The following is a 24,373-nucleotide window of genomic DNA, read 5'->3' as shown; positions in this document are numbered from 1 at the left end:
TCCGGGTCCCGAAGAGCGGGGGCCCACGGCGGGTGATTGCGGGCAGGCGGCACGCCGCCCGCCGAGCCGGGACAGGCTACGGGCCCCCACTCTCCCGGACCAAGCCAGGCCACCGGCCAAACCCGCGAACCCTCCGAGCTGCCAGGTCCGCCGGCGAAGCCGCCCCGACCAGGGATGATGGCGTTGTGGAGGGGTTTCCATCGCCAGAATGGAGCAGGCGCGAGCATGAGCGACTGACCGCACTCTGGCGGGATCACGCGGTTGCATCGCCAGGAGGATGGACGGCACCCGAGGGAACGATCCCGCCCTGGGACTGGACGCCGCCAACCGGTGCCCGACTCCATCTGCATCGAATGCCCCTGTGGGTGCGTATCTGGTTCTATGTGCCGTTCCTGGACCGGTACGCCAACCGGTGGATGTGGTACCGGGGCGGATGGGACGTGCTACCACCAGGCGTCGACTAACAGGCAGCGGACTGGCCGCAATTTGGCCACACATCGCCGTCAGAAGACGCCAAACGATCAATCCCATCGAAGGGCGTTTCCGCAGGTCAGCCCTCATCCAGGCGAGGGACGAAACACGTCCTAGCAAGTTCCTAAACCGTGGGTCGCAGGTTCGAATCCTGCCGGGGGCACCAGCAAAACAGCACGTCAGCGCCATGATCATCGATCAACCTCCGCTCCGAGTCCGCCACCAGGGCCGCCTTGGCCATACTCCGGATCGGCTCGCGACCTCGTTCAGACGCGCGGCCCAGGTGTCCATCTCGTCCGGGTAGAGGTGGCCGTACAGGTCCGTGGTCATGACCACGAAGGCATGGCCCAGGATCCGCTGGACTGCCTTCGGCGGAGTGCACGCCGAGATGTAGAGCGAAGCCGCCGTGTGCCCGTAGTCCGTGAACCGTCAGTCTGTCCGGCCAGACCGTCGATGTCGTCGAATGCGCGCCGTACGTCCAGTCGGCCGCGGTCCAGATCGACATCTCGGACCCGGAGAGCCGTTGCCTCACCCCAGCGCAGCCCGATAGACGCCAGGGTCCGAATGAACGTGCCTTAGGGGCCAGCCGCGCCGGCGGATCACCGTTTGTAAATCCTGCTGTTCAATGGGCCGATCTACACGGCTGCGTTCGTCGGCCTGGCCGGTACGACGGCCGCCATGGGCGAGGCGACAACGGCAGGAGATCCGCGGGTCGCCCATGATTCGGAGCGGACCTGCGTTGTCGCCCAGTACATCGCCGGCCGGAGCAGCAACATCTGGAACAACGACACCAGCGGCGTCAGGAACAACCACAACGCAAGCCGCTCGACCGGGGGGACGCCCTTGCGGCCGATGACATAAGCGAGCCCTTGAACGTACAGCAGAGTCAGCCAGTACAGCGGCGGCGTCCAGTTAGCCGTCCCGCCGGTGAGCGGCAGGATGGCGAGACCGTGGAAGACGAAGATCGGGTACGCCAGGAACAACGACAGGTTCCACAGACGGAACACGACCGGAGAGAACTTCAGGTTGCGGAGCTCCCACGGTAGATACCGGAACGACCCCTTGTACCAGCGGACCCGTTGCTTGAACACCGTCCGCAGTGTGGTGGGCATGTTCGTCTCGACGACCGCCTCGTCGACGCTGACCACCCGGCCACGCTGCAGCGCATAGTGGGTGAGCCGGCGGTCGTCGCCGTAGGTGCCCGACGACAGGTAGTCGGTGATGTTGTCGAAAAAGACTTCGGCCCGGTACGCCGCGAACGCGCCAGAGGTGGGCAACACGGCGCCTAGCGCGGACCGAGCTCGGCGGACCGTGAGGCAGCCGAAGACGATCTCCATGTCGGCAAGCCGGGTGAGAAGGTTCTTCGTCCGGTTTCGCAACACCGGCAGCCCTGCCGCGGCCTGGACACGCGGGTCGGAGAAGGTGCGCAGGAGCCGCTCCACGCCGTCCAGGGCGACAATCGAGTCGCTGTCGACGGTGACGATGAAGTCGGCGCGACTTTTCTCGGCGATCAGCCCGATGGCCTGGGCGTGACGCTTCCCGCCGTTCTCGGTCCGCTTCCAGTGCACCCGCGGGTCCCGTAGCACCGGGGCGGGTGTCTCGCTGCCGTCGTCGACGACGTAGATCGCATCGATGGGGCAGGTCTGGTTCAGCAAGCTTCGGATGCAAGCGTGGAGCGTGAACGGGTCCTCGTTGTACGCGGGCACCGCGGCGACGATACGGCCCTTCGGGATAGGCCGGTCGTCCCAGCTCAGCTGTCTGCTCGCGGTAAACAGAATGAACAGGAAAAACCCGCTCGTTAACGCGAACACGGCGGTCGCGGCGGTGAATTCGGAATAGCGGTGCCAGTCGAGCATGACCGCAAGGGCGGCGACGGCGGCGGCTCGCCGGCCCCACTGGTTGAGCAGGCCGGTCCTGGCTCTAGATCGAACGACGCCTGCTGGCCTCGCGCCTGGCGGCAGCATATCGGCGACGCGGACGTAATGGCACAAGACACTTCTTCCCCCCAGAAACATCGCACAACGATTGGGAAGAGAATCCGAGAATCCGCGATGACCGCATTCGGTTTGGTTCCGACGGAATCCCGGGAGATCGCGGGCTCAGATTCCTGCGCGCTCGGCCTGGAGGGAGGCGTCCTCGGCTAGATCGGTCTCGTAGTCAGGCCGATTGCCGCAGCGAGGAGTGATGCTGCGTGGGCGCCAGGACCGACCATGGCGGCAGCCGGCCAGCCTGACGCAACAGGATGAGCAGGCGGCCCCCTGCAGTGCGGAGAGCGGCTCGGTGAATCCGGGCTTAGAGGCGGTGAGGACGTCCCCGCACCCCTCTGAGCGTCAGGGATGCCGTGACGGCGGACGAGGTAGACGAGCCGAGTCACCTCCACGAAGCGCCGCCTGGCGGTACGTCCAGCACTCGCCGGCGTCGCTCGCGAGGTTGGCCGCAGCCGGCCAGGAACTTGGAGGCGAGGATACCTTGTGATTGCATTCACACGCGCAGATGGCGCGACGACTGCGACCGAGGGGGCACGTATGCCTGACGGTGCCGACGCTTCGAACTCGTTGGCCGACGATGTCAACGTCATCGCTGCCCACTATGGAGTATCGGCTGCGGACGTAACCCCCGTGCCACAGCAGGGACAGGTCAATCTGACCGTGTTCCTGGGGCAGGATCTCGTTCTTCGCATCCCCCGTAAGCCGGTCCACGAGGGCCTCCTGGCGAAGGAGGCGGCCGTGATCCCTCTCGCACAGAGTGCGGGAGTGCCCACGGCAACTCTCGTCAGTTACGACGCGAGCCGCAAAACAGTCGACGTCCCCTACATGATCCTCGAGCGAGTTCACGGACCGACCTTGGGAGAGTTCGGGTACGAGCCTGGGGCAAGCGTCCGAACGCATGCGTCGCTGGCCGAGATTCTGGCCGTGCTCCATGAGCTCCGCAGAAACGACATCGGCTCGATCGCTGGCGTCTCTGAACCATCCGAATTTGCGGCCGAGCGATTGGTTGAGAGCTTAGTCAAAGCTGGCGAGTTGGGTAGAATTCAAGCACGATGGCTGACGGACTGGTTTGCCTTCTTGGAGACCCAGGGCGCCTCCATCGCGGAATCCGTATTGCTGCACGGCGACGTTAGCCCGTCGAACCTGATTGTTGATGGTAAAGGTCAGGTTGCAGCGATTATCGACTGGGGAAAAGCCGGCTGGGGAGATCCGGTCCGAGACTTCCTCTATCTCCCGGTGCGAGCGCTTCCCGGCCTCCTCTCCGGATATCGTTCGGCTACCCAATCCCGGGGTTCCACCAGCGATATATGCAGTGAAGGTAGGTCCTTGGAAGCCCGCGCGCTCTGGTATCAGCTGTTCTGGGCGCTCGCCAAGTTGCGCGGTAAGCCATCCACATCCGAGAAGCGGCATTGGTCTGCTCCGAGGCAGGCGAGATTTTTCGAGATTCTGAGATTCGTCTCAACTGCCCATCCGAGCCCGTGGTCAGAATTACTGAAGGGACCAGTCTCCTGAGCGTCAGAGCCAGCTGTCTGGTCTGCCAGATGACCGTGACTGCTGCAGCCATGACGAAGGTAGCAACCGACGACACCAACGCAACGCAGGCGAGGTGCTCGTGTGCTCAACTGCCCAGGCCTGTGCGGCGCCGGCTGTCAGTGACGCGGTGGGGTGAGTGCGCGCAGGGTGTGGGCGATGAGGGAGTCGAGGTAGCTGGGGTCGGGCATGCCGAGATGAAAGACCATGCGGTGATAGAGCGGGCCGTACAACAGGTCGAGCGCGACGTCGAGGTCGGCGTCCGGGGATAGCTGGCCGGCGTCCTGGGCTCGGCGGAGCCGTTGCTTGAACGTGGCGATGCGCGGTCGGATGAGGCGTTCACGCAGCTCACGGGCGAGGTCGGGGTCATGCAGTGCCTCGGCGATCAGTCCGATGCCGGGCGAGGTCTCCGGCGGGGTGAGCATGCCGATGACCTCGGTCAACAGGGTGCGCAGGTCGGTGGCCAGATCCCCGCTGTCGGGCGGTTCGATGGCGATGGTCGCGGTCTGGTCGAGGAGCTCCAGGACGACCGCGCCCTTGGACGGCCACCACCGGTAGATGGTCTTCTTGCTCACCCCGGCACGGGCGGCGATGGCCTCGATGGTCAGCCGCGCGTAACCGTTCTCGCCGCAGAGTTCCGCGGTGGCGGCGAGAATCGCCTTTCGGCTGCTCTCGCTGCGGCGCGCTGCGTTCGGTGCCATGCCCCTGGACACGAGCATGTACACGACACGTGTCGTTTACCTTAGGGTTGGGGGCCCTCCCCGCAGTTCTGCGGGGAGGGCCTGTCGTCGGCACGCACGTGGTTGCGATCTTCGGTCGGACCTTGTTCGTCCTTGGAGGTTTCGTGCCCGTCGGCTATCTGATCAGCGTGGGATTGGCCGCGATCGGCGTGCTGTTCGCGCTGCGGCCGGTGCCGTTCTCACGTCCGCTCGGCCGCCCGAGCTACTACTTCGGCCTGGCCGCCAACGAACTGCCCTTCGCGGCCTTCTTCTGGCTGCTGCTGCTCCCGACGGCACTGGCGTTCACCGAAGGCGACATCGACTCGGTGGGCGCTTGGGCGATCGTCGGACTGGCCGCCGTGACCACGCCCGGGCTCGCTGTCATCGCCCACCGCGCGCTGGGGGACCGGGCGAGGATCGAGCATGCGATGGCCGAAGGGCTGGGCGCCGGGTGGCGGGCCGCCATCGACGCCGACCTCGCTGAACGACTGGGGCGCCGCCTCCCGCTGGCCCGCATCCTGTTCCTGCCCATCCTCAAGCGCCGCCCAGATGTCCGGCGCGTTGCCAACCTCGCCTACGGTGACGCGGGCCGCCGCAACCTGCTCGACCTTTACCATTACCGCTCGCGTCCGCAAGGCGCGCCCGTCATGATCCACCTGCATGGCGGCCACTACTCCGGGGGCCACAAGAACAGCCAGTCGTTGCCGCTGCTCTACCGGCTGGCCAGTCAGGGCTGGGTGTGCATCAGCGCCAACTACCGGCTACGGCCCGGGGCCCAGCATCCAGACCACCTGATCGACCTCAAGAAGGTCATCGCCTGGGTGCGCGAGCACGCCCACGAGTACGGCGCCGATCCGACGACGCTGTGGGTCGCGGGCAGTTCGGCGGGCGGGCACATGGCGGGGCTGGCCGCGCTCACCCAGAACGACCCCGCCTTCCAGCCGGGCTTCGAGAACGCCGACACCTCCGTGACCGGTGCCATCTACCTGAACGGCTGGTACGGCCCGTACTTCGGCCAGGGGCCCGAGTCCTCGCCGCTGGCCCACATCACCGCGGACCGCCGTTCCTCGTGGCGCACGGCGACCTGGACCCGCTGGTGCCCGTGGCGGACGCCCGGCACTTCGCCGACCAGCTACGCCGTACCTCGGCCAACCCGGTTGTCTACGCAGAGTTGCGCGGCGGCAACCACGCCTTCGACCTCTACCACTCGTTCCGCTTCGAGGCGGTCGTCGACGCGATCGAGGGCTTCGCCGCCTGGGTCAGATCACGAGAGCGGACGCCCCAGCCCTAGCGGGACAGCGCCTGGACGGATGGAGGCAGGACGGATCCTCCTCGAATCCGTACGGGTCAGTGGAGGGTGGGTCGGTAGGTGAGCTCCTGGATGTGACCGTCCAGCGTCCGGTGCTCCACCAGTTCCAGGTCGAAGTCGGCCGCCCCGTGGAAGATCGGGTTCACGCCGGTCTGGCCGGTGATGGCAGGGAAGAGCGTCACCTGCACGAGGTCGACCAGGCCGGCGGCCATCAGCGCCCGGTTCAGCGACAGGCTGCCGTGCGAGCGCAACGGCACCTCCGACTCCTTCTTGAGCCGAGCGACGACCTCGACGGCGTCACCGCTCTCGAGGGTCGCGTCCGGCCAGTCGAGGGGGCCTTCGAGTGTCGTCGACACCACCGTTGTAGGAAGGCTCCTCATCCGCGTGACCCATGGGTCACGCGCTTCGGACTCCTCGGTGCTCGAGGCCAGCATCCGCGCGAACGCCCGATAGGTGTTGCCGCCGAAGACCATCCGCTGCTCCGCGCCGTACAAGGCAAGGCGGTGGTCGAGCAACTCGGGGCCCTGCTTACCCCAGTAGCCGGTCCAGTTGGCGCTGGCGGCGCCGTAGCCGTCGAGGCTGGAAAAGACGTCGAAGGTGTAGGTCGCGGTCATGTCGTTCTCCTCGAGTGCGGTAGGTCGGTGTGGCGACGTCCCTCGTGGGCGGCCGCTCACCCCTGCAACGAACACCACTGCCCCCGATCCGACACCGCCTCCCGGATTTCTTTCAAGGACTTTCTGGTACGCCGGTTGTGAGCCGGCGAATACGGCGCCCTACCGCCCGGGGCTGCCTGGAGCCGCCTGGACGCGGCTGCCTATTCCGACCCGCTGTGTTCGCTCAGTTGGGCAGCGGCGGCCTGGAGTTCCTCTCGGCTCCAGGTGATGCTGCCCTCGTGTAAGCCGGCGAGGACCTGGTCGATCCAGTCGAGTTCGGCCTGGGTGACCGCGCGGAGGTACTCCGTCTCCAGCATGGTGACCCGGGGCAGGTCGAAACCCTCCAGTTCGGTGGCGAGCAGCGCGTCGCGTTCGGCCAGCTTCTGGGTGAGGTGTTCGCGTCGCGCGACGCGATGCACTTCGCCTTCGACAAGCGGGCGTTCTTCGGGTACTGGACCGGGCCGGAGGGGCGGAGCATGGAGACTGCGGCCGCCGAAGCCGCGGCTGGGCAGGACGACGACCCGCTTGCCTCGCTGGAGGATGTCGGCCGGCGGTTGCCCGCGTTGATCCGCCGGGTCCGCGGCGATCTGGCTCAGGTTGACCCGGAACGGGTGCGCGCCCGGCTCGCTGACGCCGAGGCTGCCCAGCGCCGGGCCGAGGCCCGCGCGGCCACCGCCGAGGCCGCGGCGAGGGAGGCGATCGAGGAGAGCGAAGCGGCGTGGGAAGCCGCCGAAGCGGCCCGACGCACCCAGGAAGAAGCTGAGCAGCACGCGGCGGCCGCCGACGAACGCGCCGAGAGCGCGGAGCTGGCCAAGTCCGCTGCGCAGCGAGATCGGGACGAGAGGATCAGCGTTGCCCGGGCCGAGGCCGAACGGCAGGTCAGCCAGGTCCGCACCGATGCCGACGCCGAGATCGCACGGGTGGGGGTAGGAAGCCGCCGCGCAGGTGGAGCAGGCCGAGCAGCGTAGCGCCGCCTCGCTCGCCGACGCCGAGCAGCAGATCTCCCGGCTCCGCACCGACGCCGCGGCGCAGGTCGCCGCAGCCCGGGTCGAGACTGAGGAGGCGCAGCAGCGCATGGCCGCCGCTCTGGCTGAAAAGAGACGAGGCCCTCCGTGAAGCCACGGCGGCGAAGGCTTCAGCCGACAGAGAGGTAAGCCGCGCCCACCAGGAGGTGACCGACATTCGGGCCGACCTGCAGCGGGTACGTGAGGATGCCCAACGCGAACGCGACCTCTTGCGAGAGTCCTACGACGCCAGAATCAGCGGACTCGAGGAAGGCCGAGCCGACCTACGGGCCCGCGTCGAGGAACAGCGCCAGGACATCGCCGCAGCCCGAGCCGAGCGTCAGCAGGTCCTCGCCGACCTCGCCGCCGCACGCGAGGAGTTACATGAGGCACAGGCCCATGTCGAGGCAGGGCAGCCCGAACAACCCACGCGGCCACGCGGCCGGCGGACCGGCGAACGATGACAGTCCCGCCAAATATGGGGCGCGCACGCCCACGCGGTCGCCGAGGCCGACCGTACGTCGCGACCTTGGTCGTCGCTCAGGAACTCCACGGGCACACGGCGGGAATATGATCAGATCATGCCTTTGACGGTGGATGACGTCGACCGATTCGAGCTATCGAGGCCTCGTCTGGAGGCCATCGCCTACCGTTTCCTCGGCTCCGCGGACGAGGCAGAGGACGTCGTGCAGGAGACGTTCTTGCGCTGGCAGGCCGCCGACGTCGACCGCGTCGAGGTCCCCGAGGCTTGGCTGACGAAGGTACTCACCAACCTGTGCCTCAACCAGCTCACCTCCGCGCGGGCACGCCGCGAGACCTACGTGGGCCGATGGCTCCCTGAGCCGCTGCTCGCGGGGGACCCGATGCTCGGCCCGGCCGGCACCGCTGAGCAGCGCGAATCGGTCTCGTACGCGGTCCTCACGCTCATGGAGCGCCTGTCCCCCAACGAACGGGCCGTGTACGTGCTGCGGGAGGCCTTCGACTACCCGCACCGGGAGATCGCCGAGATCCTCGACATCACCGAGGCCGCCAGCCAGCAGATCTTTCACCGTGCCAAGAAGCATGTCGCGTACGGCAAAGCCCGCAGCGAAATCGACCAGGCCGCCGCCCAGCGGATCGTCGAGGAGTTCCTCGCGGCCGCCACCAGTGGCCAGACCGATGAGCTCGTACGACTGCTCACCAAGGACGCCATCTCCATCGGCGACGGCGGAGGGAAGGTTCCGGCACGCACCAAGGCGTTCGAGGGAGCCGTCGCGGTCGCGAAGTTCGTGTGGGCCATGTTCAAGCCCGCCGAGGCCAAGCGCGCCATCGTCGGCGGCTCGCCCGAGATATACGCCTGGGCCGCCAATGGCGAACCCGCCGTTGTGGCCGTCGTGGAAGGCCGGGTCGTCGCCATCATGTGCCTGGAGGTCACCGCCGAGGGCATCACTGCCTGCCGTACCCAGGCAAACCCCGACAAGCTCGAACGCGCGACCGAGCAATGGGCGGCGGCCAACCATGGGGAGCCCCTGCTCATGATGTGACGTGTATCACCATTGGCTCCTGTCAGGAATCGGCAGGCCATCCGGTTCAAGTGACAACTCCGAACCGGACAGCAAGGGAGCCGACGATGAGAGTGCTGGTGGCAGGAGCGACCGGAGCGATGGGCAAGGAACTGGTGCCGCGTCTGGTCGATGCGGGACACGAGGTGTTCGCGATGATCCGCAGCGAATCTAACAAGGCCAGGGCATCACAGCTGGGCGCGGTACCGGTCATCGCCGATGCGCTGGATCACGCCCAGGTCGAGGCGGCCGTGCGCCAAGCGGCCCCGGAGGTGATCGTTAACCAGCTGACCGCCATCGGGCACATCGACACCCGCCATTTCGAACGCAGCTTCGCCGCCACCAACCGGCTGCGGATCGAGGGCACCGACAACCTGCTCACGGCCGCACGCGCCACAGGAGTACGACGGTTCGTCGCCCAGAGCAACGGCGCGTTCACCTACACGCGGACCGGCGGGCCGGTCAAGAACGAACAAGACCCCCTGGATCGCTCACCGGTCGGCCAGATGGCCCTGATGATCGCCGCGATCGAGCACTTGGAGAAGGCCGTGCTGGGCGCCGCCTGGACCGAAGGGATCGTGCTGCGCTACGGCGCGTTCTACGGGCCCGGCACCTCCATGGCGCCAGGCTCCGAGCAGCTCGAGATGATCCGCAAACGCAAGTTCCCGGTCGTCGGCGACGGCGGCGGGGTGTGGTCGTTCGTCCACATCGCCGACGCCGCCGAGGCCACGGTCGCAGCGGTGGAGAACGGCGGTCGCGGTGTCTACAACATTGTCGATGACGACCCCGCCCCGGTCGCCGAATGGCTGCCGGAACTGGCAGCGATGCTGGGCGCCAAAAAACCGATGCGCGTACCGCGGTTCATTGGACGACTGGCCGCCGGACAGGCCGGCGTCGTGCTCATGACCGAACTGCGCGGCGCATCCAACGCCAAGGCCAAGCGCGAACTGGGCTGGCACCCGACACACCCCACCTGGCGCCAAGGCCTCCAGGTTGTGCCGTGACTTGCTGAGCGTCGTTCTTCCCGGCCTCGGTAGGTATTCGGGGAGCCGAACGCCTGTCGAACGGCAACCATTCGGCAAGGATGGCTGCCCTTCGACCGTGCCCGAGGTATCGCTGCCCCTGGCCTATCGGCAGGCCGGCGCCGATGCCGGCGTATAGCACTTCGGCGATCCGGGAGCGGGTGAGCATCCGTGGGCTGGCGTAGTGCCGTGACCGCCCCGAACTCCATCTACAGCCGGTCTCGGATGTCCTCGCGGTTGTCCTCCGGCCCGGCCGCCAGGATGGTGTCGGCGCCGTCGACGCGCTCGCCGCGGTGGACTCGGTCCGGGCCCTGCAGCATCGGCGCGAGCAGCTTGTCTGTGGTGGGGCCCCGGGTCTCCGAGCTCGTGAGCGCGCGGGTCGAGCACGTCAGTTTCGCCGCGACGCCGTGCACGATGCAGGTGCAGCGCAAGCGCGGCGCGTGGGCGGTGGTGCCGCTGGCGTCGGCGACCTGCGACCGGCTGACCACCTACCTCGCCGGGCGCACCGAGGGGCCGCTACTGCTGGACGCCGCAGGCGAGGCGCTTGACCGGTTCGACGTTGTACGCATCACGCAGCGGCTCGCCCGCCGCGGTGGCCTGCGCTCACCGGACAAGGTCACCCCGCACGTTCTGCGCGCCACCGCGATCACGTCGCTGCTCGACTCCGGCGCACCACTCGCTGAGGTGCAGCGGTGGGCCGGCCACGCCAGACCCGAGACCACGCAGGCGTACTGGGAACGCAGCAACGCCGTGGAACGGGATGCCGCGCTGGCCAGCCGTCTGGCCGCCATGCTCGACGAGCCGAGGCCGGTCTGCGGCGGTAGGGGCTGACCGAGATGGTGGTGCGCCTGGCGGACCCCGACCCCCTGCCCAGGGATATCGGCGCCAGGCGCATCGCTCTCCTTCGCGCCCCGGCCCTTTCCTGTGGGATGGAGTGAACGATCCACAGCCGATCCGGCGCACTGCATCAGCGCCAGGTCAGATATCCGTTACCTATGAAACGGCGCCCAGGGTGACGTTGGCGCCGGCTGCCACTACGCGGGGTCAGGAGGTCCAGGTGTGGTGATCCAGGTCGTGGCAGGTGAAGAGCGCGAGCGCTCGACTGAGCGTTGCACCATCGGCTCTGTGACGGAACAGAGCTTGTTCCACCCAGACTGCGGACCGGGACGGTGTGCGTCGGCGTTGTCCGGTTGGCTACGCTGTACGGCGATGACTACCGGGACGGCATTGCGCCACACGCAGATTGGTTACCCGGTGCTCTTCTGAGTGCCGTGCGGGCCGGTGCGGGCCCGCTGTTCGATAGAGAATCTTGCGTTGCTGCGCGGGCTCCGCCTCCGTCGTGTTGATCACAGGCTCTACACATCAACCACGACAGGAGAATTCATGCCTACCAAGGCTCTGCAGATCCCCACCGCCGACGGCCAGGCCGACGCTTTCGCCGCCTTCCCCGACGGTGGCGAGCGGCACCCAGGGGTGCTGATGTACGCGGACGCCTTCGGCATCCGGCCCGTGCTGGAGGAGATGGCCCGCGAACTGGCCGGGCACGGGTACTACGTGCTCGTCCCCAACTTCTTCTACCGGAACGGCCCGGCACCGGTGATCGAACTTCCCGAGTTCATCGGAGAAGAGGTCCGGCCTGCGGTCGTCGCCCAGCTGATGCCCTTGATCGAGGCGCACATCGCCGAACGCATTCTGAGCGACGCCGACGCCTACATCAGGTTCCTCACCGCCCAGCCCGAGGTCGGCGCCGGACCGGTCGCGGTGACCGGCTACTGCATAGGCGGGCTCCTGGCGATGCGCACCGCCGCGGCCCACCCCGGCCAGGTGGCCGCCGTCGCCGGATTCCACGGCCCCGTGGGCGTCGACGGGCCCGACAGCCTCGCCAAGCTAACCGCCCAGGTCCACCTCGGCCACGCCGAAACCGATATGACGCCCGAGGCCCTCGGCGAGCTCAATCAGGCTCTGGACGCCGCGGGGGTTAGCTACACCTCCGAGATCTACCCCGGCACCGTCCACGGCTTCACCATGTCCGACACCGAGGCCTTCAACCCCTCCGGGCTGCAGCGCCACTGGGGCCGCCTGCTCCCCCTCCTGGACCGGACCCTGGCCAGCAGCTGAGGCTCCGGCCTGGAAACCAAACCCGACGAGCTTTTCGATCTACACCCAGATCGCACTCTCTGCCGTTGACAGACATCCCAAGTCGAAAGTTGTCAAGCAGCGACTTGTTCCGTGCGATGTGACCATGCGGTCGCTTCGTCGTACGTGGTGCCGGTCCTGAGGCAGCCGTGCAGGATGCCGACCAGCCGGTTGGCGAGCTGGCGGACGGCGGCGTGGTGGCCGAGGCCGCGGGCTCGCTGCTGGTCGTAGTAGGCGCGGGAACCGGGCGAGCAGATCATCGCGGCGTAGGCCTGGCGGCCGAGCGCGTCGATGAGGCGGTCGTTGTGGACGTATCTGGCCGTGACGACATGCTTCCTGCCGGAGGCGCGGGTGATCGGGCTGGTCCCGGCGTAGTTCTTGCGGGCTTTGGCGCTGGCGTAGCGGTCGGGGTCGTCACCGAACTCGGCAAGCACCCGGGCACCGAGGATCATGCCGAGACCGGGCTGAGACACGATGATCTCAGCGTCCGGGTGCCGCCCAAAATGTGCTTCCACCTGCTCCTGCATGCTCTTGATCTGCTCATTCAGCGTGGTCAGGATGGCCGCTTGGGCGCGGACGGTGGCTGAGTAGGCCGACGTCACGATGGCCGGCTGACCGAGCTGCTCGGCGCGCAGCGCCGCCCGGATCTTCTGGGCCTTGTCGGCCACATGGTGGCGACGGGCCCGCTTGAGCGCCGCGGTGATCTGGGCGGTCGTCAACCGGGCCGCCGAGTCCGGGTCGGGCGCCTTGGCCAGCAGTTCGAGAGCATCAGCTCCGGCCAGATCACCGAACGCGGCCAGGGCAGAGGGAAAGAACTCCCGCAGCGCGTGCCGCAGCCGCAGCATGTGACGGTTACGTTCCCAGATCAACGTCTTGTGCGCCCGGGCGACCACCTTGATCGCCTCGGCCTCAGCGGTGTCCCCGGCAACCGGCCGTAGCTGGTGATGCTGCAGGCGCACCATGTCGGCGATGGTGTGGGCATCGGCGGGATCGCTCTTGGCCCCCGACACCGACGTACTCTCCCGGAACCGGGCAACCTGCAGCGGGTTGATCGCATAAACCCGGTAGCCGGCCGCGATCAGCGCCTGCACCCACGGGCCCCTGTCGGTCTCGATCCCGATCACGACCTGGTCGGCCTCGGCGTTCTCATCCAACTGCCGCCCGATCAACTCGTGCAGCCGTGCGATCCCAGCAATGCCCTCCTCCAGCCGGGCCTTGGCCAGCCGTCGCCCCTGCACGTCCTGCAATTCGACGTCGTGATGATCCTCAGCCCAGTCGTCCCCGACGAACATCACCTGTTCTCCCGTCCTCGACAGCCACCATCAGCAGCCCGCGGGAGAACCTCCGCAACCTAATGATCAAGTGCTCACGCCACACGACGGCGGGCACGACATCCCATCAGCGGTCCATCCTCCCGACCACCGGCAGGGGCACGATCTGTCAATAGGACTTCATGTCCTGGCTCCGAGAGTGCTCACCTGCCGACGGCTACCGGGCACCGAGTCTGCCAGCGGCTGACCCGGTAACTCTCATTAGGCTCGTACTTCCGGTCATGGCGGACGACTCCTCCCGGCGAGCCATCCAGAACGCCTTTTCCCTGGTGTACGGCCTCAAGCTCCCGTCGGACATCTACGCCACGTACGCCTTCGCGACCCGGCTTCGGACCGAGGAGCGCCCGCTCCCTCAGGTGCACCTCATCGCAAAGAACCGGATCACCCAGTACATGGGATCCGCCTCGGCATACGCGGCGGTCCTTCGCTCCATCGACCAGGACATCGAGAAGCTCATGGACAGCAACCCTGAGATCTTCACCTTCGCCGCGCTCGGGTCCGGCATCGTCGACGTCCGCGATTTCCAGACCACCGGCGTCGTCGCCTTCTCGCACGGAACTCCGCTGTACAACCTCAGGTCAGGCAGGAGGAACGTACTTGGGCATCGGGTCACCGTGCACGAGGAGTACCGGCTGAACATGGTCCAGGCAATGAGCGCGCTCGTCGCCATGCTGTAGCAGTTCCACTCGTCGGGAGAGACGCCTCTGGCGCCGCTCGCGAAGCCCGGCCCTAGGGTGGTGCGGTCAGACCGCACCACCCGAAGGTCCCGCAGTGCGTATCCGTGGGCCAATCGTGCCCATGCTCGCGAAGAGCATCGACCGGTTACCTGCTCCTCGGGCCGGCGGGTGGCGTTACGAACCGAAGTTCGACGGGTACCGCGCGCTGGCCTCAATCCGGGCGGACAGCTCCGTACAGGTCCATTCGCGACGCGGCACACCGCTCGACGACGCCTTCCCCGAGCTGGTGGGCGCGCTGTACGCCTACCTGCCTGCCGGGACGGTCATCGAGGGGGAGATCGTCTGCTGGGCCGGGGGCCGGCTCGACTCAACCGTCTGCAGCGCCGCTACGCCCAGCGCCGTCACGCCCGCGAGCTCGCGGGCAGCCAGCCTGTCCACCTGGTCGTCTTCGACGTGCTCGAGACGGCGCAAGACGGTGATCTCCGCCGCCGTCCGCTACGAGAACGGCGTGCCGTACCGGAGCGGCTGTTCCGTCGCGTCCCCGCCCGTTCGCCGCTGACCCTGGCCATGCAGACGCCGGACCCGGCCGTGGCCGAGGAGTGGTTCGACACGATGGCCGTCGCCGGGGTCGAGGGCCTGATGATCAAACCGGCGGACAGTCCGTACGTCTCCGGGGCGCGGGTGTGGCTGAAGTACAAGTCGCGGCAGACCACCGACGCCGTGATCGGCGGAGTCACCGGCAGCCTCCACCGGCCGGCGGCACTGTTGCTCGGCCGGTACGCCTCCGACACCGGCCGACTCCACTACGCGGGCAGGACCACTCACCTGACCGACGCTCAGGCCGCCGCGGTCACGCCGCTGCTGGTCGCTGCGATCGGCGGGCACCCATGGCCGGCACAACTCACCGTCAACTGGCGGTCCAAGCCGACCGGCTACCACCAGGTCGCCCCGCTGGTCGTGGTGGAGATCCGGGCCGACATCGCCGCCGACCAGGGCCGGAGGTGGCGGCACGCCGTCCGCATGCTGCGGGTCCGGGACATCGCACCCAACGAGGTGCCTCTTGATCTTGATCTCGAGACAGAGAACGGTCATAGACCCTTCCGTCGAACACTCGTTCGATCCACAATGCGGCCGTGGGGCAGTGGCGCAGGTACGGGAAGGGCGTCGACGGGTACGAGGTGCCGACCGGTGGGCGGCGCCAGGCCTTGGAGGACGCCGTGACGGCAATCCACGACCACGTACGTGAGACCGGACGGGCGGGGATCTACTCCGGCGACGGCACCTGGCGCGCCGCGCTCACCGACCAGCTCCTGGCGCCGATGCTGCAGGGACCGGACCGGATCCGCCGCGGGGAGCGGGTCGACGGCGCGGACACGATCCTGGCGGCCAGCCCGGACGACACCCGCGAGGACACCCGGGACCGGCTGTACCGGTCGCGGCACTACGCCTCGCCGCGGATGCTCACCTGCCACCGGATCGCCGAGGTGCTGTACGCCGGCATCGGCGCGGGCACTCTCCAGCCCGTGTCGGCGGCACGGTTAGACGACACCGTCGACCTGGTGCTCGAAGCGATGACGGACGGACGTCTGTACCCCAGGATGCTCGCCGCGAACGGCCAGGGGCTCCGGGAGTACCTGGGCCTCCCAGGCGGTCCCTGGACGTCGTCGGCGGACGACGCAGTGAAACAGGGCCGCGCGATGTGCGCGGCCCCGCAGGTGTGGTGCAGCAGGTCAAGGAGTGGGACGAGAACGACTTCGCCCTGTAGCTCGCCTGGTCAGCTGCCGGTGATGCTGCGCGCCTCAGTCGAGGATGGCCTGATCGGTCGCTTCCTTGCGCTCCGCGCTGCCCGGCCCGTGCCACAGCTGCCACGCCTCGTTCAGCGCGATCACCTTCGGGGCGCGTCCAGCCACGGCCATCCCAACTGCTCCCATGAAGCGCGTCTCCTGAGTTAGAGCAGTTGTCCGTAGGTGACGTTCCGGAACGCGCAGACGGAGCGTGTTAGGTTCCTTCAACGAACTTGAGGCGGGAAGGCATGTCACTCGCCCCGCACCCGACGACGGCGACATGGGGGAACGTGGCAACCGCTCCGTTGATCGAGATCGATACACCGAACGCCGACGCCGTTGACGGCCGCCAGCTCAGGGCGGTCGCCTTCCAGGCGGTTCGGCTGGAGTACGTCGCGGGGATCCTGCGCCGACGGCGGCTCGAACCGTCACGTCTGCGGGCCCTGGTGGTCGGAAGCGGTCGCGGCGACCTGGCACGCGGACTCGCGGGGCTTGGCCTGCACGTCACTGCGGTCGATCCGTCGCCGGTGGCGACCGGGCTGGCCGCGGCGGCCAGTGAGCGAGCCGGTCTCCCGATCACTCACGAGACCGCCCCGAGTGAGTCACTACCGCTCCCTGATGCCGCGTTCGACCTCGCCTACTACGCGGACACCTTCGAGATCACCGGCCGCCTCGACCAGGTGCTCGCCGAGGCCGCCCGCGTCGTTCGCCGCGACGGCGTAGTCTTCTACGACACCGTCAACCGCACCTTGCCCGCGCGCCTGACGTCGTACCTCGTCGCCTTCCAGGCGCTGCCGATGACCCGGATCATGCCGCGCGGCCGGTACGCGGCGGCCCGGCTCCGACCACCTGCCCAGCTCGCCGCGCTGATGGCGGCGTACGGACTGCGAAACGAGGACGTCTGCGGGTTCAAGCCCAAGGATCCCCGCGATCTCCTCAAGGCGGTCCTGGCCCGCCGGCGCGGGCGGATCGGCGACCACGAGGTCGCCCCGCTGGTCGACTTCGTGCTCGACCCGGCGGGCTCCCGCTGGTGACCTACCTCGGCCACGCCTCCCGGGCCGGCAGGCCCCTGAACGGACCTGGCCTGACCTGAACGGACCTGGCCTGACCTGAACGGACCTGTGCGTGACCGCTACGCGTCGGGGCTCTCCGGACTCACCACGAACTCACACCGCAGGTACCCCGCCAAACACGCAGACCCTCGCGTCCGCCGTGGTCGCTGCGCCCAACTCCTTCGCCCAACCCTGGACCCGGACGGCCCGAATGCGATGAGCCTGTCTGACTGCCGCGATCGGACCTCGAGACGTGATCCAACGTGGACATGGCGACGGACAAGGGACACGTGCGCGCTCGGCCCACACAGCGACTGGTCGACGTTCCCAACTTCCTCTGCTCCGCCTTCTTGGCGTTCGACATCTCCTCCCGTAACCTCCGGGTCGATGTCGTCCGCTCACCGCCAGCACCCTCCCCGCCTCGAGCTGCTCCGCATCCAGATCAGCGCATCGCTCGACGCCCGCGGTCGTATCGCCGGCTGCTACGGCGTCACCATCGCCTCTTGCGCGGACGGCCAGGCGCTGTGGATCGGCGCCGACGCGCCGGACGATGCAGCCACGAAGCTCGCGGCCGAATTCGACCGCGAGCCCCGCCCGTCTAGGCAAACGCGCAAGATCGCGCTTCCTCATTCGTAGGCGCCCGCACGACGACCGAGCGCCTCTCATGCCGCGAACGGGAGAGCGCGCTGGTGAGCCCTGGTGCCTAACAGATGGCGCAGCGTCGTCGAGATGCAGGCGACCTTCCGAGCCCCGAGTACCTCAGCATGGCCCAGGCTGGCCAAACTCCACCGGACCAGTGGCTGCGTCAGCTGCGCGACGTCCACGCGGACGACCTCCCCGCCCGCGATGTGCTGCGCCGGGTCGACGCCGAGGATCTGCTGGTCGTGGGCGGCCTGGAGATCATGCCCAAGGTGCCCCACTGGCACCGGGATCGGATGGTGCTCGTCGGCGACGCCACGCACGCCCCGTCCTCCAGTTCGGGCCAGGGTGCGTCCCTCGCGGTCGAGAGCGCGATCCAACTCGCCCGCTGCCTGCGCGACCTGCCCGACCCGCGGGCGGCCACCGCCTACGAGCGGCTACGCCGCGACCGGGTCACCAAGATTGCCGTCAACGCGGAGCACAACAACCGGCAGAAGGCTTTCGGCCCCGTCGGTAGCGCCGTCATGAGCGTGCTCATGCCCATCGCGCTCAAGACGTTCCTCAAGCCGACGAGGATGTTCGGCCCTGTGCACGGATACCGCATCGACTGGAGCCTACCCGTCGCCGCATAGCGCGATCCGAAAAGAAGGTAACGTGGCCGGGACCTGTGCTTTCCGGCAAAAGTAACTCGGTCGGACGACCTGTTTCGACGGTGGCGAAAATCAGGCCTGAGCTGCTGGAACGTCCATCGCACGATTGTCGGCTGAAGCCGTTTCAGTAGTTCGTGAGGCGTGATTGAGTCCACCCTGAAAGGCGCTGGTGCGCGGTCAAGGTCCGCCGTCCGGATCGTCGCTGGTCGAGTCGCCGACGTTGGCGCTCACGGGAGTCTGCTGGCGTGCGGAGGCCGTGCTCCAAGGCGGTTGCACACGCAGCGAGGCTGAAGCAGCGTCCCCCCGCCTCCTGTCACAGGGAGGCCGGGGCGGCTTCGTCCGGACCGGCGCGGCTCGATCGACGTCCGCGCTGGAGATCCGCTTGTTGCTGGCGACGATGAGTGCGGAAAGCTCCATCTTTTGGTCATCGCTTAGTAAACTTCGTCAGCAATTGGCAAAGTACTTCGGCCCAGCGTAACGGCTGATGCATTTCGAAAGTTGAGGTGGTCAAGCGCCTTCCGGGGCGTTCGTTGAGCAGTTTGTGCGCGTGTTTCCCGAACGTTTGGCTGCCCGCCTTTCTGCTGCAAAGCGCGGTCCCTAGGTTGCTGTGTCGGCAACCAACAAAAAGGGGACCGACATGGAAGGCACTCCCGCAGTTCGGATTCGCGGGATAACGAAGTCCTTCGGCGAAGTGGTCGCACTCGACGGCGTCGACCTGGACGTCGCGACCGGGGAGGTCCACGGCCTGGTCGGACCGAACGGCGCCGGCAAGACGACACTGCTCGGTCTGCTGTTGGGTCTGGCGGTCGCGGACAGCGGCCGCCTCGAGATCCTGGGGACGCCGGTCGGGCGAACGCTTGAGGTACCCGACGGTGTCGCGGGCTTCGTCGACGGACCGGGGCTCTATCCCTCGCTCACCGCGCGGCAGAACCTCTCGGCCCTGGTCTCCCTGCGCCGGTACGAGGCCGAAGGCACCGTCGACGTCGACGACGCGCTGGCGCAGGTCGGGCTCACCGACGTCGCCGACGACCGGGTACGGGGCTTCTCGCTGGGAATGCGCCAGCGGCTCGGACTGGCCGCCGCCCTGCTGACCAGGCCGCGACTGCTCGTCCTCGACGAGCCGGCCAACGGCCTGGACCCCGCCGGCAAGAACCACGTACACCGCGTCATCACCGGGCTCGCCGCGGAGGGAACCGCGGTGGTCCTCTCCAGCCACCGGATGGACGACCTCGCCGCGCTGTGCTCGGAGGTCACCATCCTCGCCGTCGGACGGGTCGTCTTCTCCGGGCCGGTGAGCAAGCTCGCCGCCGAGAGCGGCGAACTCGACTACCGACTGCTCACCTCCGACCCGGCGGCCGCCCACAGGGTGGCAGCGGAGACGCCGGGGCTCCACGTCGTGTCCGGCCGTGACTCCGGCCAACGGCGCGACGCCGACCTCGTTGTCCGCGGGCCGATGCCCGCGCTCGACGACCTGGTCGTGCGGCTCGTGGGAGCCGGCGTGGCCCTGCGCGAACTTGCTCCCGTGGTGCCGCCGCTCGAGGCCGCGTTCCTGGCCCTGACCGGATCCGGGACGGACATCGAAGCCTCCGCCGGGACCGGTACCACCACCCGGTCCGTGCCCGCGCAGACCGTGCCCGCGCAGACCGTCCCTGCGCAGACCGCCCCCGCGCAGACCGACGAGGAGAACGTGCGATGACCGTGACCGTCGCCCCACCCAGGGCTGACGCCCGTCCGGCGCCCGTACTGCACGGCTACCGGTTCGAGTTGGTCAAGCTGCTGTCCCAGTGGCGGATTCGCGTGCTGCTCGCGGCCTGCTGGATCGCCCCTGCCATCTTCGTGGCCGCGGTGAGTCTGCAGAGCTCACTACCCGCCGACACCGTCTTCGGCCGCTGGATGAACGCGACCGGCTGGGCGGGGGCGCTCGTCGTACTGGGCTTCTCCGGCACGTGGGCGCTCCCGTTGCTGACGTCGCTCGTGGCTGGCGACGTCTTCGCCGTCGAGGACCGGCTCGGCACCTGGCGCCACCTTCTCGTGGCGGTGCGCTCGCCGAAGCGGATCTTCGCGGCGAAGGCCCTGGCCAGCCTCACCGTGCTCCTGATCCTCGTGGCCGGCCTGGCCGTGTCGGGCATCGTCGGCGGACTGGCCGCGGTCGGCAACCGACCGCTCGCCGGCCTGGACGGCCACATCCTCGCCCCCGGGGACGCGGCCGGCACGGTCCTGCTCGCGTGGCTCTGCGTGCTGGCACCGACGCTGGCGTTCGCCGCGGTCGGCCTGGTCGGTTCGGTCGCACTGGGTCGCTCGCCGACCGGGCTGCTGATGCCCGCGCTGCTCGCCTTCGCGCTGCAGCTCGCGCAGATGCTCCCGCTGCCGGTGGCCGTGCGGATGGCGCTGCCGAGCCACGCCTTCCTCGCCTGGCGCGGGTTGTTCACCGAGTCGGCGCAGGTGGGCCCCCTTCTCATCGGCATCGCGGTGAGCCTCGCCTGGGCGGTCGTCGCCACCGCGCTGGCCTACCGCCTGTTCCTGCACCGGGACTTCACCGACCTGACGAACGACGGGTCGGGCCGCCGTGTGCTTCTGGGCGGCGCGCTGCCGCTGGCCGTCCTGGTGGCCCTCACCGTCGGGGTGATCAGCGTCGCGACCCCGGCCAAGGGCTCCGGGATCGAGCAGTCCAAGCTGCAGGACTCCCTCGCCACGTCCTACGCCCACCTCTACCGGCTGCAGACCGAAGAGCTCAACCGGCCCGAGGTCACCGAGACCCAGGTTCGGGCTACCGCGTCCTGCGACAAGGGCGGTAGCCGCGTCGAGGACGAGGGTCCCGGCAACGACTGGCGCTGCGTCGTGTCCTGGCACCTGCCCGGCGTGGACACGGTCGGCAGCGCCATCTACCAACTCGACGTCACCGCGGACGGGCGGTACGTCGCCGACGGAGACGGACCGAAGGAGGTGAACGGCTACTTCCAGGTGCGGACCCCGTACGGGGACGCACCGAACCCTCTGTGGCAGTTCGACGGGAACGTCGATCTGCTCGCCTCTTCCCGGAAGGGATGATTGATGCAAGTCACACGTCAGCGCCGGCGCGCCCCGAAGGTCCAGTTCGGACTCTTCGGTGGACGCACCGGAAGCCGAGTCCGCCTGGTGGCGGCCGGCACCGCTACTCTCGCCGTCGCCGGCGGGGGAATCTCCTACGCCTCGACCGACGCGTTCGGTACGCAGCATGTCGGTGAGGAGACCGACAAGGGCCTGGTCGTCTCCAGCGACCAGTACGTCAAGCCCATCGGTGAGCGTCTGGTCATCAACAACGGCAAGATCATGTCGTCCTCCCTCAGCCCGGACGGCACCCACGTCGCGGCGTCGGTCACCGATGGTGGCTCGGCGCTTGCGATCGTGGATCTGAAGGACTGGAAGGTCCAGCAGTACGTCAGCAACGCGGCGTCCTCGACCCCGCGCCTGGGCGGTAACGACGTGGGCCAGGAAGGTCCGACGTACTCCCCTGATGGTTCGCAGCTGTGGCTGGGCCAGACCGACGGTTACACCAAGCTGACCGTGAACGCGGACGGCAGCGTCGCGAACCCGACGTCGATCAAGATTGCGGCGGACGGGGCCAAGCACGCGCTGGTGGCCGAGGCGGTGTTCTCCCCCGACGGCAAGACTGTGTACTCCGCGGTCAACGGCCAGAACCGCGTGGTCGCCATCAACACCGCGACCGGCGCCATCGAGCGCAGCTGGGCCGTTGGTATCGCCCCCCGTGACATGGTCATGGTCGGGAACAAGCTCTACGTCAGCAACGAGGGCGGCCGCCAGGCCAAGCCCGGCGACACGACGATCAACTCCTACGGCACCGACGTGCCGGCCGACCCGAAGACGGGTGCCAGCACGACCGGCACGGTCAGCGTCATCGACCTGGCCAACCCGGATGCCACCCCGAACAGCGTCGACGTGGGTCTGCACCCCACCGCCCTGTACGCCAAGAACGGTGCCGTCTTCGTCACCAACACCGCCACCAACGATGTGTCAGTCATCGACACGTCCAAGGACAAGGTGGTCCAGACGATCGCGACGCAGCCGTGGCCTGAGGCCTCGGTGGGCTACGAGCCCGACGCGGTGACGCTGACCGACGACGGTCACCTGCTGGTGACGCTCGGCCGCGCCAACGCGGTTGCCGTCTACAAGTACACGTCCCCGCTGGAGCCGGTCAGCTACGTCGGCCTGCTCCCGACGGACTACTTCCCCGCGGAGATCACCACCGTCGGCAACGACGTGCTGGTCTCCAACACCCGTGGTATCGACGCCCGTCGTAAGGCGGACCCCGCCGGCCACGGCACGCACGACACGACGTCGAGCCTGCAGCGGTTCACCCTGCCCGACGACAACACCATCAAGGCGCAGACCAAGGTGGTCTTCGAGCAGAACGGCTGGGACAACAACCCGGTCAAGGAATCCACCAGCAGCTCCAAGCGGGCCGTGCCGGTCCCGAAGAAGCTCGGTGACCCCTCGACGATCAAGCACGTCTTCCTGATCGTCAAGGAGAACCGCACCTACGACCAGATGCTCGGTGACATGCCGGAAGGCAACGGCGACCCGTCGCTGGCGCAGTACGGCGAGAACGTGACGCCGAACCAGCACGCGTTGGCCAAGCAGTTCGGGCTCTACGACAACACCTACGACGTCGGCACGAACTCCGCCGAGGGTCACAACTGGCTGATGCAGGCCGACAACCCGGAGTACACCGAGTCCAGTGCCGGTGAGTACCTGCGTAGCTACGACACCGAGAACGACGTTCTCGGCCACCAGCGGACCGGCTTCATCTGGACCGGTGCGCAGGCGGCGGGCCAGACCGTCAAGGACTTCGGCGAGTTCCAGTCGCTGGAGACCAAGCCGGCCGGCGCGACGTGGCAGAACTACTACTGCGACGTCCAGAACATGCAGGAGACCGGGAAGGACACCGCCTACCCCATCCAGGTGGGCTCGGCGATCCCTTCGCTCAACGACGTGTCCGTACCGGGCTTCCCGCTGTTCGACACCAACGTTCCAGACATCTACAAGGCCGAGATCTGGAAGCGTGACTTCGAGAAGAACGGCCCGGCGAACCTGAACATGTTCTGGCTCTCCAACGACCACACCGGTGGTCCGGTGAACGGAGCCGCTCAGGTCGCGGACAACGACCTCGCGACGGGCCAGATCGTCGACGAGATCACGCACAGCAGGTACTGGAAGGACTCCGCGATCTTCGTGGTCGAGGACGACTCCCAGGCCGGCACCGACCACATCGACGGTCACCGCGCTCCGATCCAGGTCATCAGCCCCTGGGCCAACCACGGCGTCGTCGACAGCCACTACTACACGCAGATCACGATGATCCGCACCATCGAGCAGATCCTCGGGATCAAGCCGATGAACCAGAAGGACACCGCCGCCACCCCCATGGCGTCGGCCTTCACCACCAAGCCCGACTACCGGCCGTTCAAGGCGGTTCCGAACCGGACCTCGCTGACGCTGGGTATCTCGACCCCGCCGGCGTGTGGTCTGGACACCCCGGCCCCGCAGGACGCGAAGTTCGCGCTCGCGCCGACGGGGAAGGTCCCGGCGGACAAGAAGGACGTCGCCGCGAAGTGGCAGGCCTGGAAGTCCAAGCAGCCCTTCAACGCGCCGCTCGCGAAGGCCGACTCCGCCAACCCCGCGCAGATGAACCACTTCTCCTGGTACGAAGCGCACAACTGGACCAAGCCCTACCCGGGTGAGAAGGAGATCTTCGCTCCGGACCAGGTCCCGGGTCGCTACATGCCGTCGCCGGACACGGACGGCTGATCTCAGGACACACCTACAACCGACACGACGGCCCGCCGGGTTTCCCCGGTGGGCCGTCTGCG

The 24,373-nt window shown here is 67.9% G+C and carries 23 protein-coding genes and 1 pseudogene; 19 read left to right on the top strand and 5 right to left on the bottom strand.

The window, feature by feature from the left end:
• Window positions 1–1,106: 1,106 nt before the first annotated feature.
• On the bottom strand, window positions 1,107–2,486 hold the full coding sequence (locus HEB94_RS43435) for a glycosyltransferase family 2 protein (RefSeq protein WP_192755239.1): 1,380 nt from the start codon (window positions 2,484–2,486) through the stop codon (window positions 1,107–1,109).
• 510 nt (window positions 2,487–2,996) lie between these two features.
• Between HEB94_RS43435 and HEB94_RS43430 the strand changes: the two genes are divergently transcribed.
• Window positions 2,997–3,971 (top strand): phosphotransferase family protein, encoded by a 975-nt coding sequence (locus HEB94_RS43430; protein ID WP_192755238.1) that lies wholly within the window; start codon window positions 2,997–2,999, stop codon window positions 3,969–3,971.
• Between the two features lie 137 nt (window positions 3,972–4,108).
• On the opposite strand, the gene HEB94_RS43425 is transcribed toward HEB94_RS43430, so the two are convergent.
• Window positions 4,109–4,690: a TetR/AcrR family transcriptional regulator gene (locus HEB94_RS43425; protein ID WP_192755237.1), complete on the bottom strand. Its 582-nt coding sequence runs from the start codon at window positions 4,688–4,690 to the stop codon at window positions 4,109–4,111.
• A 143-nt stretch (window positions 4,691–4,833) separates the two neighbouring features.
• Between HEB94_RS43425 and HEB94_RS51790 the strand changes: the two genes are divergently transcribed.
• Complete coding sequence (locus HEB94_RS51790; protein WP_202896853.1) at window positions 4,834–6,081, top strand: alpha/beta hydrolase fold domain-containing protein; 1,248 nt, start codon at window positions 4,834–4,836, stop codon at window positions 6,079–6,081.
• On the opposite strand, the gene HEB94_RS43415 is transcribed toward HEB94_RS51790, so the two are convergent.
• Both HEB94_RS43415 and HEB94_RS43410 read right to left on the bottom strand, forming a co-directional pair.
• Window positions 6,056–6,631 (bottom strand): dihydrofolate reductase family protein, encoded by a 576-nt coding sequence (locus tag HEB94_RS43415; protein ID WP_192755236.1) that lies wholly within the window; start codon window positions 6,629–6,631, stop codon window positions 6,056–6,058. The two genes, HEB94_RS51790 and HEB94_RS43415, sit on opposite strands and share 26 nt — an antisense overlap.
• 200 nt (window positions 6,632–6,831) lie before the next feature.
• Window positions 6,832–7,089, bottom strand: coding sequence for a hypothetical protein (locus HEB94_RS43410; protein ID WP_192755235.1), 258 nt, complete (start codon window positions 7,087–7,089; stop codon window positions 6,832–6,834).
• Between HEB94_RS43410 and HEB94_RS43405 the strand changes: the two genes are divergently transcribed.
• The 7 genes from HEB94_RS43405 (at window position 7,084) to HEB94_RS43375 (ending at window position 12,355) form a co-directional block, all read left to right on the top strand.
• Window positions 7,084–7,638 carry a hypothetical protein gene (locus HEB94_RS43405; RefSeq protein WP_192755234.1) on the top strand — a complete coding sequence of 185 codons (555 nt, stop codon included), beginning with the start codon at window positions 7,084–7,086 and terminating at the stop codon, window positions 7,636–7,638. The two genes, HEB94_RS43410 and HEB94_RS43405, sit on opposite strands and share 6 nt — an antisense overlap.
• The gene (locus tag HEB94_RS43400; protein WP_192755233.1) at window positions 7,616–7,786 is read left to right on the top strand and encodes a hypothetical protein; all 171 of its coding nucleotides are present in this window, start codon (window positions 7,616–7,618) and stop codon (window positions 7,784–7,786) included. The genes HEB94_RS43405 and HEB94_RS43400 overlap by 23 nt, the downstream gene beginning before the upstream one ends.
• Before the next feature lie 55 nt (window positions 7,787–7,841).
• Entirely contained in the window at window positions 7,842–8,138 is a 297-nt protein-coding gene (locus HEB94_RS43395) for a hypothetical protein (protein ID WP_192755232.1), read from the top strand.
• 117 nt (window positions 8,139–8,255) lie between these two features.
• Window positions 8,256–9,197: an RNA polymerase sigma factor SigJ gene (gene sigJ, locus HEB94_RS43390; RefSeq protein ID WP_192755231.1), complete on the top strand. Its 942-nt coding sequence runs from the start codon at window positions 8,256–8,258 to the stop codon at window positions 9,195–9,197.
• Window positions 9,198–9,283: 86 nt separating this feature from the next.
• Window positions 9,284–10,219, top strand: a complete 936-nt coding sequence (locus HEB94_RS43385) for an NAD-dependent epimerase/dehydratase family protein (RefSeq protein ID WP_192755230.1) — start codon at window positions 9,284–9,286, stop codon at window positions 10,217–10,219.
• A 357-nt stretch (window positions 10,220–10,576) separates the two neighbouring features.
• A complete protein-coding gene (locus HEB94_RS43380; RefSeq protein WP_192755229.1) occupies window positions 10,577–11,068 on the top strand; it encodes a tyrosine-type recombinase/integrase in 492 nt (163 codons plus the stop codon).
• 552 nt (window positions 11,069–11,620) lie between these two features.
• Window positions 11,621–12,355, top strand: coding sequence for a dienelactone hydrolase family protein (locus HEB94_RS43375; RefSeq protein ID WP_192755228.1), 735 nt, complete (start codon window positions 11,621–11,623; stop codon window positions 12,353–12,355).
• Between the two features lie 92 nt (window positions 12,356–12,447).
• Here HEB94_RS43375 and HEB94_RS43370 read toward each other — a convergent pair whose 3' ends face one another.
• Window positions 12,448–13,668 carry an IS110 family RNA-guided transposase gene (locus HEB94_RS43370; protein WP_192755227.1) on the bottom strand — a complete coding sequence of 407 codons (1,221 nt, stop codon included), beginning with the start codon at window positions 13,666–13,668 and terminating at the stop codon, window positions 12,448–12,450.
• 257 nt (window positions 13,669–13,925) lie between these two features.
• Between HEB94_RS43370 and HEB94_RS43365 the strand changes: the two genes are divergently transcribed.
• The 10 genes and pseudogenes from HEB94_RS43365 (at window position 13,926) to HEB94_RS43320 (ending at window position 24,311) form a co-directional block, all read left to right on the top strand.
• Window positions 13,926–14,381 carry a hypothetical protein gene (locus HEB94_RS43365; protein ID WP_202896852.1) on the top strand — a complete coding sequence of 152 codons (456 nt, stop codon included), beginning with the start codon at window positions 13,926–13,928 and terminating at the stop codon, window positions 14,379–14,381.
• 121 nt (window positions 14,382–14,502) lie between these two features.
• Window positions 14,503–14,721: pseudogene (locus HEB94_RS53050) on the top strand (ATP-dependent DNA ligase); the annotation flags it as partial.
• A 2-nt stretch (window positions 14,722–14,723) separates the two neighbouring features.
• The gene (locus HEB94_RS51785) at window positions 14,724–15,602 is read left to right on the top strand and encodes an ATP-dependent DNA ligase (RefSeq protein WP_337918589.1); all 879 of its coding nucleotides are present in this window, start codon (window positions 14,724–14,726) and stop codon (window positions 15,600–15,602) included.
• Window positions 15,599–16,333, top strand: coding sequence for a hypothetical protein (locus HEB94_RS43350; RefSeq protein WP_192755225.1), 735 nt, complete (start codon window positions 15,599–15,601; stop codon window positions 16,331–16,333). The genes HEB94_RS51785 and HEB94_RS43350 overlap by 4 nt, the downstream gene beginning before the upstream one ends.
• A gap of 80 nt (window positions 16,334–16,413) precedes the next feature.
• Complete coding sequence (locus HEB94_RS43345) at window positions 16,414–17,199, top strand: class I SAM-dependent methyltransferase (protein WP_202896851.1); 786 nt, start codon at window positions 16,414–16,416, stop codon at window positions 17,197–17,199.
• Window positions 17,200–17,604: 405 nt separating this feature from the next.
• Entirely contained in the window at window positions 17,605–17,853 is a 249-nt protein-coding gene (locus HEB94_RS43340) for a hypothetical protein (RefSeq protein ID WP_192755224.1), read from the top strand.
• 74 nt (window positions 17,854–17,927) lie between these two features.
• On the top strand, window positions 17,928–18,488 hold the full coding sequence (locus HEB94_RS43335) for an FAD-dependent monooxygenase (RefSeq protein ID WP_192755223.1): 561 nt from the start codon (window positions 17,928–17,930) through the stop codon (window positions 18,486–18,488).
• A gap of 655 nt (window positions 18,489–19,143) precedes the next feature.
• On the top strand, window positions 19,144–20,202 hold the full coding sequence (locus tag HEB94_RS43330; RefSeq protein WP_192755222.1) for an ABC transporter ATP-binding protein: 1,059 nt from the start codon (window positions 19,144–19,146) through the stop codon (window positions 20,200–20,202).
• Window positions 20,199–21,554, top strand: a complete 1,356-nt coding sequence (locus HEB94_RS43325; RefSeq protein WP_192755221.1) for an ABC-2 family transporter permease — start codon at window positions 20,199–20,201, stop codon at window positions 21,552–21,554. Before HEB94_RS43330 ends, HEB94_RS43325 begins: the two co-directional genes overlap by 4 nt.
• Before the next feature lie 3 nt (window positions 21,555–21,557).
• Window positions 21,558–24,311, top strand: coding sequence for an alkaline phosphatase family protein (locus tag HEB94_RS43320; RefSeq protein ID WP_192755220.1), 2,754 nt, complete (start codon window positions 21,558–21,560; stop codon window positions 24,309–24,311).
• The last annotated feature ends 62 nt before the right edge of the window (window positions 24,312–24,373 follow it).

Source organism: Actinopolymorpha pittospori (genome assembly GCF_014873875.1).
Lineage (GTDB): Bacteria > Actinomycetota > Actinomycetes > Propionibacteriales > Actinopolymorphaceae > Actinopolymorpha > Actinopolymorpha pittospori.
This window is presented reverse-complemented; position numbering and strand designations above follow the sequence as displayed.

Bases quoted from the DNA above. Each gene is read 5' to 3' on its own strand.
- HEB94_RS43375 (WP_192755228.1), top strand. From the start codon at position 11,621: ATGCCTACCAAGGCTCTGCAGATCCCCACCGCCGACGGCCAGGCCGAC.
- HEB94_RS43430 (WP_192755238.1), top strand. From the start codon at position 2,997: ATGCCTGACGGTGCCGACGCTTCGAACTCGTTGGCCGACGATGTCAAC.
- HEB94_RS43385 (WP_192755230.1), top strand. From the start codon at position 9,284: ATGAGAGTGCTGGTGGCAGGAGCGACCGGAGCGATGGGCAAGGAACTG.
- HEB94_RS43330 (WP_192755222.1), top strand. From the start codon at position 19,144: ATGGAAGGCACTCCCGCAGTTCGGATTCGCGGGATAACGAAGTCCTTC.
- HEB94_RS43415 (WP_192755236.1), bottom strand. From the start codon at position 6,631: ATGACCGCGACCTACACCTTCGACGTCTTTTCCAGCCTCGACGGCTAC.
- HEB94_RS43365 (WP_202896852.1), top strand. From the start codon at position 13,926: ATGGCGGACGACTCCTCCCGGCGAGCCATCCAGAACGCCTTTTCCCTG.
- HEB94_RS43335 (WP_192755223.1), top strand. From the start codon at position 17,928: ATGGCGCAGCGTCGTCGAGATGCAGGCGACCTTCCGAGCCCCGAGTAC.
- HEB94_RS43405 (WP_192755234.1), top strand. From the start codon at position 7,084: ATGCACTTCGCCTTCGACAAGCGGGCGTTCTTCGGGTACTGGACCGGG.
- sigJ (WP_192755231.1), top strand. From the start codon at position 8,256: ATGCCTTTGACGGTGGATGACGTCGACCGATTCGAGCTATCGAGGCCT.
- HEB94_RS43425 (WP_192755237.1), bottom strand. From the start codon at position 4,690: ATGGCACCGAACGCAGCGCGCCGCAGCGAGAGCAGCCGAAAGGCGATT.
- HEB94_RS43435 (WP_192755239.1), bottom strand. From the start codon at position 2,486: ATGTTTCTGGGGGGAAGAAGTGTCTTGTGCCATTACGTCCGCGTCGCC.
- HEB94_RS43340 (WP_192755224.1), top strand. From the start codon at position 17,605: ATGTCGTCCGCTCACCGCCAGCACCCTCCCCGCCTCGAGCTGCTCCGC.
- HEB94_RS43345 (WP_202896851.1), top strand. From the start codon at position 16,414: ATGTCACTCGCCCCGCACCCGACGACGGCGACATGGGGGAACGTGGCA.
- HEB94_RS43320 (WP_192755220.1), top strand. From the start codon at position 21,558: ATGCAAGTCACACGTCAGCGCCGGCGCGCCCCGAAGGTCCAGTTCGGA.
- HEB94_RS43325 (WP_192755221.1), top strand. From the start codon at position 20,199: ATGACCGTGACCGTCGCCCCACCCAGGGCTGACGCCCGTCCGGCGCCC.